This is a genomic window from Solibacillus isronensis (assembly GCF_023715405.1).
GTDB classification, from domain to species: Bacteria; Bacillota; Bacilli; order Bacillales_A; family Planococcaceae; genus Solibacillus; species Solibacillus isronensis_B.
On sequence record NZ_JAMBOC010000001.1, the window covers coordinates 1,267,170 to 1,280,147 of the forward strand.

General features: G+C 37.9%; 9 protein-coding genes. 4 read left to right on the forward strand and 5 right to left on the reverse strand.

Features of this window, described 5'->3' with window-relative positions:
* Window positions 1-318: 318 nt before the first annotated feature.
* The 3 genes from abc-f (at window position 319) to M3166_RS06540 (ending at window position 4,082) form a co-directional block, all read left to right on the forward strand.
* Window positions 319-1,767 carry a ribosomal protection-like ABC-F family protein gene (gene abc-f / locus M3166_RS06530; RefSeq protein ID WP_251688472.1) on the forward strand — a complete coding sequence of 483 codons (1,449 nt, stop codon included), beginning with the start codon at window positions 319-321 and terminating at the stop codon, window positions 1,765-1,767.
* Between the two features lie 122 nt (window positions 1,768-1,889).
* The gene (locus tag M3166_RS06535) at window positions 1,890-2,936 is read left to right on the forward strand and encodes an LLM class flavin-dependent oxidoreductase (protein WP_251688474.1); all 1,047 of its coding nucleotides are present in this window, start codon (window positions 1,890-1,892) and stop codon (window positions 2,934-2,936) included.
* A gap of 201 nt (window positions 2,937-3,137) precedes the next feature.
* On the forward strand, window positions 3,138-4,082 hold the full coding sequence (locus M3166_RS06540) for a bile acid:sodium symporter family protein (protein WP_251688476.1): 945 nt from the start codon (window positions 3,138-3,140) through the stop codon (window positions 4,080-4,082).
* 124 nt (window positions 4,083-4,206) lie between these two features.
* Here the strand turns inward: M3166_RS06540 and M3166_RS06545 are convergent, their stop codons facing one another.
* From M3166_RS06545 to M3166_RS06555, 3 genes are all read right to left on the reverse strand, one after another.
* Window positions 4,207-4,719, reverse strand: a complete 513-nt coding sequence (locus M3166_RS06545) for a GNAT family N-acetyltransferase (protein ID WP_251688479.1) — start codon at window positions 4,717-4,719, stop codon at window positions 4,207-4,209.
* Window positions 4,719-5,264: a GNAT family N-acetyltransferase gene (locus M3166_RS06550; RefSeq protein WP_251688481.1), complete on the reverse strand. Its 546-nt coding sequence runs from the start codon at window positions 5,262-5,264 to the stop codon at window positions 4,719-4,721. The genes M3166_RS06545 and M3166_RS06550 overlap by 1 nt, the downstream gene beginning before the upstream one ends.
* A gap of 249 nt (window positions 5,265-5,513) precedes the next feature.
* Window positions 5,514-7,742 (reverse strand): S-layer homology domain-containing protein, encoded by a 2,229-nt coding sequence (locus tag M3166_RS06555; protein WP_251688484.1) that lies wholly within the window; start codon window positions 7,740-7,742, stop codon window positions 5,514-5,516.
* A gap of 410 nt (window positions 7,743-8,152) precedes the next feature.
* Here M3166_RS06555 and M3166_RS06560 point away from each other — a divergent pair, with 410 nt between their 5' ends.
* Complete coding sequence (locus M3166_RS06560) at window positions 8,153-9,037, forward strand: glycine betaine ABC transporter substrate-binding protein (protein ID WP_251688487.1); 885 nt, start codon at window positions 8,153-8,155, stop codon at window positions 9,035-9,037.
* Window positions 9,038-9,480: 443 nt separating this feature from the next.
* Here M3166_RS06560 and M3166_RS06565 read toward each other — a convergent pair whose 3' ends face one another.
* Together M3166_RS06565 and M3166_RS06570 are read right to left on the reverse strand one after the other, a co-directional pair.
* The gene (locus M3166_RS06565; RefSeq protein ID WP_251688489.1) at window positions 9,481-10,908 is read right to left on the reverse strand and encodes an aldehyde dehydrogenase family protein; all 1,428 of its coding nucleotides are present in this window, start codon (window positions 10,906-10,908) and stop codon (window positions 9,481-9,483) included.
* Window positions 10,909-11,040: 132 nt separating this feature from the next.
* A complete protein-coding gene (locus tag M3166_RS06570) occupies window positions 11,041-12,879 on the reverse strand; it encodes a hypothetical protein (RefSeq protein ID WP_251688491.1) in 1,839 nt (612 codons plus the stop codon).
* Window positions 12,880-12,978 lie beyond the last annotated feature (99 nt).

Here is a 12,978-nt window from a genome sequence, read left to right on the forward strand (position 1 = left end):
ATGAGAAGGAGGGATTTTTCTATGTTTTTACTTCGTTTACGCTAAGCTGGCAATAAAAAAGCAAACCCATTCGATGGGCTTTTTTGTCATGCTTGTTAACGATGAAACCATAGAGATTCCTCTTTAAACGGGAGACTTCTTTATTTTTTCGGCGCAGGCATACATATGTCTGCTTTTTTATTGCATTTTAGACTCACGTATAAAATGGAGGGCTAAAACAATGCAGATGCTTCTATTCTTTTAATACGGGCGAATAACACAAACCGCTCGTATCGATAAGCTATCGGTACGAAATTTTATATTTCGGAGGTAGCAATAATGGAAAACTTAAGCTTTGAACTGAAAAATATACATGTACAATTTTTAGATAAGGATGTCCTTACAATCCCGCAGCTGGCCATTTATCAATTTGACCGCATTGGGATTGTCGGTAAAAATGGTGCCGGTAAAAGTACTTTATTAAAATTATTAACCGGTCAGCTCATTCCACAACAAGGGAATGTAAACGCACATGTTGATTATTACTATTTTGAACAAACATCCCCTGCCGTTACACAGGACAATATTGATATTGCGCTAGCCCATAAATTGAAGGCTGTCGATCCTCATAGCGGTGGTGAACAAACGAGGTTGAAGTTAACACAGGCATTCAGCCATTACTACGAGGCAATGCTTTTCGATGAACCGACAACGCACTTAGATCAGGACGGCATACGATTTTTGCAGGAGCAACTCCGCTATTATTACGGAGCAGTCGTCATAGTTAGTCATGATCGAAACTTGTTGGATAGCGTCGTTACGTCAATCTGGGAAGTCAATGATGGGCATGTTACGGTCTATAGCGGGAATTATTCCGATTATGCAGCGCAAAAAGAACGGGAAAAACAGGAGCAAGCTGCTGCCCATGAAAAATATGTTCGCGAAAAGGCACATCTGGAGAAGGCTGTTGCTGAAAAAATGAAAAAAGCCGAAAAAATTACCGAGGCTAAGAAGATGTCGAAAAAAGAAACGAAGGCCAAAGCGAATCGTATGTTTGAAACAAAATCTAAAGGAACGAGTCAAAAATCGGTTTACCGCTCGGCTAAAGCAATGGAAAAACGGATTGAACAGCTTTCTGTTGTCGAAAAAGTAAAAGAAAACTTGCCACTTCACTTCAAACAATCGAAAGCACTGGAACTTCATAATAAAGTGCCGATTATGATGCAAGATCTTACTTTAGCAATCGGAAAGAAGATCCTTTTAAATCAATGCCAGCTTCAAATTCGGCTACAGGAAAAAATAGCTATAACAGGTCCGAACGGCAGCGGAAAATCAACATTGCTTCAGGCGATTGTCGGAAAGCATCCAAATATAGATCTTTCACCGAAAGTAAAAATCGGTCACTTTTCACAGCTTGCTTATCAAAACTTACCGCATGAGACCGTTTGGGGTTTTATAAAAACACGAAGCGAATACAGCGATGCGTTTATTCGCACTATTTTGCATCAAATGCAGTTTGAACAGAATGATTTACAAAAGCGGATCACTGTTTTAAGCGGCGGTGAACGGATTCGATTGCTTTTAAGTCAGCTGTTTTTAGGTCAATATAATATTCTCCTGCTTGATGAGCCGACCAACTTCCTTGATATAGCTACAAAAGAGGCATTGGCAAACTTTATCCGAGGCTATGACGGCACTATTCTTTTTGTCTCCCATGATGACTATTTTGTGAAGCAAGTGGCTACAAGAATTATAGAGATAAAAGATACCGCATTAATTGAAGTATGATTTCACAAGCTTTTTACGAAAGATACAATTCTTTCATTTCCAACCGATGTGCACTAAAATAATCCTTATGGTAATGATAGTAAGAAAAGGAAACGAGCCATTAATTATTTGGAGGTCATCACATGGAAATAGGTATTTCAACTTTTGCAGAAACTACACCGGATGCGTTAACAGGTGAAACAGTAAGTCATGCCGAGCGACTGCGACAAATCGTCGAAGAAATTAAGCTGGCGGATTCGGTAGGACTGGATGTGTATGGTGTCGGAGAACATCACCGCGAAGATTATGCAGCATCAGTTCCTTCTGTCGTACTCGCGGCAGCTGCTATGCAAACAAAACAAATTCGATTGACGAGCGCTGTAACGGTACTCTCATCTGACGATCCTGTACGTGTCTTCCAGCAATTCGCAACACTTGACGGACTATCGAACGGCCGCGCCGAAATTATGGCTGGACGCGGTTCATTCATTGAGTCCTTCCCGCTGTTCGGCAATAACTTGAATGATTATGATGCGCTTTTTGAAGAAAAACTCGATCTATTATTAAATCTTCAGGAAAATGAGATTGTGTCATCAACTGGCCATTTCCGTCCATCTATTCCAGGAAGCGGCATCTACCCGCGCCCTGTGCAGGAAAAATTACCGATTTGGGTGGCGAGCGGCGGTACACCACAATCTGCCATCCGTGCTGCCACATTGGGCTTGCCGTTAACATTGGCCATTATCGGAGGAAGTCCACTGTATTTCGCACGCATCGTTCAACTGTATTATGATGTAGCGAAAAAAGCAGGCCATGATATTTCGAAGCTGCGTGTCGCTTCCCATTCACATGGTTTTATTGCGGATACGACAGAACTTGCAGCAGAACAATTTTTCCCTTCAACAGCAGCGGCAATGACAAAACTTGGCCGTGAACGTGGATGGGCTCCGTACACACGCGAAGCATTTGATGAGGCCCGAAGCTTGGAAGGCGCTCTTTATGTAGGCGATGTTGACACGGTTGCTAAGAAAATCATTTATCTTTACGAACATGTCGGCATTTCAAGATTTTTCCTACATGTGCCGGTCGGTTCTATGCCGCACGACCAAGTGCTGCATGCCATCGAACTGTTAGGTACGAAAGTTGCACCAATTGTACGTGAGGAAGTAGCAAAATTAAAGAATAGATAAAGTGTTAGTTAATGGGTTGTGCAGTTTTTTGCTGCACACCCATTTTTTTATGAAATTTACTTTTCCCCATTTCCCCATAACTTTTCGACTCTATTAACTAGAATAATAAAGAAATTGCTTAAAATTCTGAAAATTATTGCAATTAGAAATTTAATAAATTACAATAACATGAATTCAATAGAAAGCTGAGGTTACATCATCATGGGAGTTTTACAGAAGATAGGTAAGTTTGCAGGAAATACATTTGCGATTTGGGTACTCGCTGCAGCTGGTTTAGCGATTTGGATACCTGAATATTTCACATGGATTGGCAGTTACATCACCATATTATTAGGAATTGTCATGTTTGGTATGGGGATGACATTAAAATTAGATGATTTTAAATTAATTCTTCAACATCCGAAAGGTGTTATTATCGGGATCGTTTCCCAGTTTGTCATTATGCCGTTACTTGCATTTGCGTTAGCCAAAGTTTTCAATTTGCCACCTGAAATTGCAGTTGGGGTTATATTAGTAGGTTGTTGTCCAGGGGGTACGTCATCAAACGTTATGACATTCCTCGCAAAAGGAAATACGGCATTATCTGTTACGATTACCTCATTCACAACATTATTAGCACCTTTTGTAACACCTGCTCTAATCTACTTATTAGCAAGTGAATGGTTACCAGTTTCATTTATGGCCATGTTTATGTCAGTAATTAAAGTTGTGTTAATTCCGATTATTTTAGGGATTCTTGCACAGTTCTTATTTAGACCACTTGTAGAAAAAAGTGTTGATATTCTTCCTACAGTATCAGTTGTGGCAATCGTGATGATCGTTGCTGCTGTAGTAAGCGGAAGCCGCGATAAAATTTTAGAAACAGGATTAATCATTTTTGCCATTGTTATTTTACATAATGGTTTAGGTTACTTACTAGGATTTTTAGTAGCAAAACTATTTAAACTGAAATACGATGATCAAAAAGCAGTATCGATCGAAGTTGGGATGCAGAATTCAGGTTTAGGAGCGCAATTAGCGATGGCCCACTTCGACCCAGTATCAGCCGTTCCGAGTGCTATCTTCAGTTTCTGGCACAATATTTCGGGACCGATTCTTGCTACATATTGGGGATCAAAAGCGAATAAGAAGGAAAACAATAAATAGATATTACAGAAAAAGTGGTACGAATGCATTTTGATTCGTACCACCTTTTTTTTCGTTCTTATGTATTATGGTGCTTTCAAATAGCTATTGTTCCGGTACATGAAATCATTTTATGAAAAAAAACTTATCTATCTTTCAAAAACAACTTATATTGTACTAATTTAACTTCTTTACCTATGTATAATTCAGTTCCTTCACGGCTCTCTTCAGTGAATCCGATCTTCTTCATCATTTTTCTGGAGCGATGATTTGTTTCGTGTGTCTCTCCGTAAAATGTGGTAATTCCGAATTGTTCATTCGCATAATCCATTAATTTTTTTACCATTTGTGTCCCAATACCAACATTCCAAAGAGTACTGTCTCCTATAGCAATACCAATTTCAGCACTATTATTTTTAATTTCGGCTAAATCAGCATAACCGATAAGTCTATTTTTATATTCAATTCCCAAACGGATCATATCTTTTTCTTGGTTGGCTACACAACGTTCCCACCATTTAAATAATTCCATATGATCTCTATTTTTCTGCCATCCATTTGCTTCACAAAAATGCTCATCCCTACTCCAATCAACTACAGCATTGAAGTCTTCTAATTTCAACTTTCTAAAGTAAATTTCATTTCGATTAATATCCATTATTCATCTCCTCCATTTTGCCGATTAAACTTTGCTAACATAATTACATCGAAAGCCTCGTTATTTTGGTACATATACTCTCTTAAAATGCCTTCCTTTTCAAATCCCTGTTTCATCAATAATTGACTGGAACCATCATTTTCAACAAAAACGATGGCACCGATTCTTGTTAACTCCATCTCTTGAAATCCATGTTCAACGATTTTAGCTACTGCTTCTGATGCATAGCCATTACGCCAAAATTCTGGATGAATTTCATATCCAACTTCTGCACGTCGATGTGCTTTTGACCATGAGTTAAAGCCAATTGTACCGATTAACCCCTGAACGCCCTTCCTCTCAATTCCCCAGCGTATTCCTTTTTCAGATTGAAAATTACTAGTAAATGCCTGTATTAACATTTCTGCCTGTTCCATTGTTTTAAATGTGTCCAATCCATAGTATTTTGTTACCTCATCGCTTGAAAAAATTGAATAGATCGCTTCTACATCGGCAGGTAGAATTTCTCTTAAAACGAGTCGTTCGGTTTCTAATTTTGGAAACATATTACTACCCCTTTTTTAAGCAAATTGCATAATTCGGTGGACAATCTGATTTTCTATTTTCAATATAAGATCCCTTAATGTCACCTAGTTATATTTGACTTCTTCATTTGTATAAATGCTTTTATGTATTAGTCATCCGGTTTTCACAACGGATGAATCGTGCAACTAAATATTTAAATATGAAAACCCTTGCCGTTTAAATGGCAAGGGATATTTCATTAAATCAATGTGTTAAAAACAAACCTGCTATTAATAATTATTAATCTGATATTCGTTCATTTTATGAGCTAAACGAATTGTTACTTGAGCTAATTGTGCATACGTAACTTCACTAGTTGGCTTCAGCTGATTATTTTCAGCTTCAAGTAATCCCATTGCATATGCTAATGCCACGTGACCACGTAATTCCTTATCCACAAGTGCGGCATCACTGTATTTCAATTCATATATATCACTCAGTTGTGCAGGTTTATTTAGTTTTAATGTACCAATTACCCATTTTGCCAGTTCCTGATTTGTAAGAGCTGTCTTCGGATTAAATGTTTTAGTAGATGCATCAAGCATTCCCATTTGTAATGCACGTGTGACAAATGCATATGAGGCATCGTCTGGCGTTATATCAGTAAATGATTCGGCCGCCGTTTCAAACTCATTGTAACTAGAGCTATAATACATGTATGTTACCGATTTAAGTAATACTTTTAATGCTTCCTCTTTAGTAATAGGGGCATCTGGGTTAAACTTTTCATTCACTTCTAAAATACCCGCATGAATTAAATAATTTAATTCTTCAGCAGCTTTTGGATGCTCGATTTTCGGCTTGTCCGAATTGGCCATTCCATAAGAATCTAACCATTCACCTGTTTTGGCATCAATGCCCGCGGAAGCCCCTTCTTTGAAGACTGGTTGGTATGCTAAACTGTAATGCTGCTCATTCCCGACCTTTGGATGATTCACATATTGCAGCTTCAGTTTCAACTCATCTTTCAACATTTTTGTTGCTTCCTGTTCAGATAAAAGATCAGTTGCTGCTGGCCACTCCAAATCACCATAATCGCTCATATACAAGCTCAATAAAGCACCAGTTTTAGCATCGACACCTACTGAAATGTTGTCTCCCACTACTGATAAGCCGTTCACGATGCGTGGGAACGTAAAGTTATAACTATTATTGTAAGTTTCGTGGTAGCCTTCATTAACTGGCAATGCATACTTATGAGCAGATGATGGTATCCATTCTTTTACAAGAGCGATCGCTTTATCCAATGCCTGTTTCTGTGTTAATTTCACTTCTGCCTCGGCGTCATTATTATCTTCTTCAAGATGACTTTTAATATCACTGTAATGAATGAATTCCCCTGTTGCTTTATCAATTGTTAGCACAGTTCCTGTTCCACCATTACGATAGTTATACATATATTGAATGTTGAAGACTTCTTTACCAGTCTCCGATGTCGTTTCTTCAACCGCTCCAATCTCCAGTTGAACACCTTTTATATCTGTTGCAAGCAATTTCTCAGCCAATGCTCGCGCCTGATCAGCTGTCATGTTTGGCTGTTTTGCCGCTAATGGTGCAGAAACAATCGGTGTAATTGATTTAGCGGATAATGTTGAAGAGAGTCCGTCCAAAGTTAACCAATCCCCTGTTTGTGCATGGATACCTGAAATAATCTGGCTATTTGGTTCATAAACAAGCTTAACCTTGTGATCCCCTGTTGAATAATCCGGTATAATTGTATAGGACAATTGTGCTTTTAAAGCATCCTGCACGCGGTTAGCAATGGAAGATTCATCTTGTTTTTTGGACGGATCATCATACGTGAAATTATTTTTTGGAGAGGTTGTTCTATAAAATGATGATACTGTGCCATCCCCTAACACACGAATATTAATAGTTTGATCTGAAATTGGAATCCCTGAATTTTTCTTCTCATAAATAAATGAGTATTCAACAGGCCGCGTTAAAATAGATGGCGAGTAATAATCGTGTGCGTTTGGCACAAGCTCATACCCCTCGCCTTTATTGAACTTTTCCATAAATTTATCCGCAGATTTTTGCGCTTCTTCTTTTGAATATTTTGCCGGGAACAATACATCCTTTGTGTTTACTGGTTGATAGTAGAATTGTTCTAACTCCAACGTATCTCCCGCAAAAACAAAGCTTCCATGTTCATATTGGTCATCAATATTCTTTGAGAAATAAAGTTCATAACGCACCGTAGAGTCTGTAGGATGTGAATATCCTGTACCTGTACGAAAATCTTTTTCAGATACATGTAAGAACTCATTTGGAAATAATGCTCGGAAACGCTTCATTAAATCATCTTTTGTTACCGTTGTATTCGTTTGTGCAACTTGAATCGGCAATGTCTCCATCCGTTCATTTCCAATTGTTGAAGCACTAGCAATTGGTGCTAATAACCCAACAGACAGCGCTGTTGCAGTTAACATGGCACCCGCCTTTTTTAAAGTTACCACTCTTCATCCCCCTATCTCTTTTTCGTAAAACAACTGTTTACACTTACATATTACGAATTACAACTACAATAAGTTTCATAATATGTAATATTTTAACTTAATATTATAAATCTCCAATGCCGATCAGCCAAATGTCTAATCGTTTTATCAATAACATAAAAAATTAATTCCTCCCTTTTACCTCTTTTCGAAAACAATAGCAGTTATTAAGAGTCTTATTTCAAATTATTCCCAAAAGAATAAAAAACACCTATTTTGAAATATAGTGTAAATTCTTTTTATGCAAATACCTTTTTAAGTAAATGTTGAATTGACAAAAATAAAGATTTAGTTAATAATTTATAAAATAAGTAACAACTTTAAAAATTTTATAAGTTGTCTCTTTATAAAAGAGATAAAAGGAGAGTACTATGCATTTTAAAAAAATGGGATTATTTTCAGTAGCAGTAACGGGCCTACTTTTAGTTGGTTGTAATAGCCAGGAGGAAAGCAGTGCTACAATTGAAGAAAAATTAAATTACACGATCAATGGCATTGAACCGGGAAGCGGCACAATGGAATTGGCAAACAATGCTTTACAAGATTATGAAAATCTAAATAACTGGAACCTTACAGAAAGTTCAACAGCCGGTATGTTAGGTGAATTAGATAAGGCTTTTAAAAATGAAGAACCAATTATTATTACAGGCTGGAACCCTCACTGGATGTTTGCAAAATATGATTTGAAATATTTAGAGGATCCTAAAAAATCATTAGGTGAAATCGAAAATATTAATACAATTGTTCGTAAAGGTTTTAAAGAAGATTTACCGAATGCCTACACAATAGTGGACCGCTTTTATTGGGAGCCCGAAGATATGGAAACGGTCATGACAGATGCCCAAAATTCGGATTTTAAAGATGCTGCGAACAAATGGGTTGAGGAAAATTCGGAAACGATCGCAGAATGGACTTCTGGAGTTGAAAAAGGTAACGGAGAAAAAATTAGTATTATTTCTACTCCTTGGGACACAGAGGATGCTTCATCACATGTCATTGAAGCCATTTTGGAACAGCATGGTTTTGAAGCCGAAATCACTCCTGTTGACCCGGCGATTATGTTCCAGGCTATTTCAACAGGAAATGGTGATATTTCATTAGCCCCTTGGCTGCCGATTACACATGAGTCCTTTTATGAAAAGCACAAAGATGACTTTATTGATTTAGGGGAAAACTTAAAAGGTGCACGGCTTGGTTTTGTTGTCCCGGCATATATGGATATTGATTCCATTGAAGATTTAGCTGCAAAAGAATAGTATTATAATTAGCTAAGGCATCGAGAAATATAATCTCGATGCCTTTTATATAGAAGAGAGGCAGAACTGCAAAATACGAATAACCTTTCATCTAATATCTGATAATTCAAAAATTTCCCGCGCAATAATTCTAAAAATGGTCACTTACTTGTGGATAACTTATAATATTTTGCGATATGGCGAATGGGTCGGGTCCCGATTTTCTAATAAATCCGGAAATCTGCTAATATATTTTCATTTGTTCTAATAAATTCTTGAAGTTCTAATATATTTCATGTTTCTTCTAATATGAGGGTCTACTTTTCTAAAATCCCACTCAGATCTTCAAATAACCAGCGCACTTCTTCTAATATACTTCCCAATTGTTCTAATAAAATCCAAGGGCCGCTCCACCAATACATAAAAAAGCTGTCCAAGTTCCTAATACTTGGACAGCTTTCCAATTAAAGTGGCATTCCCATAATCGCTTTTGGCTCAAGAAATTCCTCGATCCCATAATCGCCCCATTCGCGGCCAATACCAGAGTGTTTAAAGCCGCCAAATGGTGCCGAACGATCCGTTTCACTATTGTTAATACGGATTTGTCCTGCTCGGATAGATAAAGCGACTTTCTTCAGTTCTTCTTTATCATTTCCGAATACATAACCGGCAAGTCCATAAATTGTATCGTTGGCTATATCGATTGCTTCGTCTAAATCTTTATAAGTGATGACCGACATAACCGGACCAAAGATTTCCTCCTGTGCAATTGTCATATCGTTTTTCACATTGGTGAATACCGTAATTTTGGAGAAGAATCCTTTATCGATTCCATCTGGTCTGCCTGGGCCTCCGATCACAATGGTTGCACCTTCTTCTTCACCTTTTTTAATGTAGGATTGAACGGTCTCCCATTGGTCTTTTGAAACTTGAGGACCCATAAATGTATTTTCGTCCTGTGGATCCCCTACCGGAAATTCCGTGACTATTCCTTTCATTGCTTCTATGAATTCATCATGCATTTCTTCCGGTACAATCATGCGTGTTGCAGCTGAACATACTTGCCCTGTATTCATAGCGATTTGACCTAATGCTGTTTTCGCTGCTTCTTTTACATCCGCATCTTTTAAAATAACGAAAGGCGATTTGCCGCCAAGTTCTAATGAAATGTTTTTAATATCTTCTGCAGCATTCTTCATTAATCCGCTGCCAACTTCACCTGAACCGGTAAACGATACAATGTCCACATCCGGATGAGTACTGATTGCCTCACCTACTGTTGAACCCGAACCGTTGACAAGATTAAAGACACCTTTTGGAACACCCGCTTTATCCAAAATTTCCGCCAGAATGACTGCTGCAAATGGTGTTTGGGAAGCAGGTTTTACTACCATTGTACAACCGGCTGCCAATGCACTGGCAAGCTTCGTGGAAATTTGATTTGTCGGGAAATTCCATGGTGTAATAAGTCCCGCTACACCAATCGGTTCTTTTTGAATATATGACTTCTCTCGTTCTTCAGTAAACTTAAATGTTTTCAATTGTTCTGCCGCTTCTTTAAAGTGCGTTAGCCCCATCTTATAATGGATTTCCTCCGATTTCGTAATAGGCGCACCTAATTCAGCGGTCATTATTTTCACTAAATCGTCTTTACGATTTTCATATTCTTCAGCAATAGCTTCCAAAAGCTTTATTCGCTCGTCCACTGACATTTTTGAAAAGGAAGGAAATGCCTCCTTCGCCGCCTTGACTGCTCGATTCACATCTTCTTTAGTTCCGCTGCTAATCTTACCAACCACTTCCTCTGTCGCAGGGTTAATTACTTCAATTGTATCTGTTCCAGTAGAATCAATCCATTCCCCATTGATGTATTGTTTTGTATGATTTAGCATAATCAAACTCCTTTATAAATCGACTTATTAAAAATATTCCCTCTGTGCTTGTCAGTAAACATTTGAAGTTCACTATTAAAGCAAAAAAATTCGAAGCCTGTTGTAGCACTTCGAATTTTCAAACAGCATTTTCTATTCATTTGTTGCAAGTAGTTGCTTTGCGATTTCCTTCACATCCGGATCTTTTGATTCTTTTGCATAACGCACAACAAGCAGTTCGATTTCCGTACCTTGCCAATGTGAACGCTCGAATGAATGCAATGTCTGAATCGCCATATACTGCAAATGGTCGTCAGTAGTTTTTAGTGCTTGCCCAATGAAATCCATACCAACCCCATTATACTGATCCAATTCTTCAATAAGCGATAAAACAACAACTTTCTGTTCGTTCGTCAGTTCATTGAAATTTCCAAAAGTATTCGTAATTTCTATAAGCTGCTCGATAATTTGCGAATCCTTCGAGGCAAATAATGAATAATAATATTGTACGTTTTCCGGATTATTCTTTAATTTTTCGAATACGATGTCCGTAATATCTGCTTTATAAAATTTGGCTACTGCTAACGCTTTTTCCTCATTCACTTGGTCATTTTGCAGTATTTCCAACGCTTCCTGCAGCCATAACGGGTTTTGGGCAATTTCTTCGATGTTTTCTTCTACTGTACGCTTTTCATGCGGTTTCCAGTTAGAAGAAAAACGATCTTCCCATGTTTCTTCATCATATTGCAAGTACTCATTAATTTGTGTCAAAACAAAAAATTGATTGAATGTCAGGCAATGTGTTTTTGCATGATGTGTATAGCGCATCAGTACTTGACCTGAATACTCATATTCATCCAACGTTTGATAAGCCCCTTCGTATAAAAGAGCTAATATTATTGACCCTGCACTGTCAAATATTTTCCCGGAAATAATTTTCTCGTGCAGTTCGATATCAAGCTTTCCTTTTTCAGCACACATTAATGCTGACGCATTACCCGGTACGGTATTATTCAGTCCTTCTTGCAATATCCACTGTCGGATTTCTTCATTTGAGGCATCCAGGAAATTCAGTGCTTCAAGTTTACCCCAGTCCGAAACATTTTGCGCAATATGCCACACCGTTTCATTACTGTTTGTTGTGCCGTTTGTTAACGTAAATAAGGCTACTCCGGTGAATTCTTCATGCAAGGCAATCACTTTCAAGCGTTCCTTATACTCTTCACATTTAACTGTTCCTAACACGAGAAGCGCGAATTTCACAACTTCGCGATGTGCTGCATGTTCAAGCAGCCAAATCGCCTCGTTTTTCACTCGGTCTTCATCTTTATCAGCTTCAGAAAACAGCTCCAGAAATTCATGGAAATAGCTGATGACCTTTTCATCTTTAATTTTTTCGTACGTTGATTTCCGCGTTCGATCACTCGGATTTATGACTTGTTCCAAAAATAACTTTATAAGCTTTTTTGTATAAAATGGTGTTACTGCCTCCTGATGAAGCTGGTCTGCAAAACCTGGCGCTAATTTCGGATGATGCTCATCATATAAAAACCCGTCATCCGGCAAATCTTTTGTTATAAGCTGCTGATTTTGCTTGAATTGCTCTTCAAGGAACGGAACTATAAACTCCTTATTTGCCCATGGTAAAAATTGCAGTTTCATCGCTTCATGGAGCAGCTGTTTTCCATCCACTTTCACCGTTATATTCAATTTAACAAAGCCGCCTATTTTCACATCCACTTTATGTGTCTTACCGCTTTTTGACTGAAAAGTTCCTTTCATTGTTGAAAATGGTATTATATGCGACCAGATTGATTTCCGTACATTTTGTGCAATTATTTGGCCATCTACCTTTAACACTTCTTCCATCATGCCATTCATGACTTCTATTTGATGACCTTCAAACTCCAGGACCCATTGCTTTTCTACCTCATTTGCAATATCATTTTGAGCATTGCGCATTTCCCGCCTAAATTCCTCTTTAAATCCCATTTACTTGCTACCTATCCCTCTCGTTTCTATACAACTATCATAACAACTTTTGTTAACTATTTGTTAAATAGTTGCAAACTAATAAAATAATATCACAAG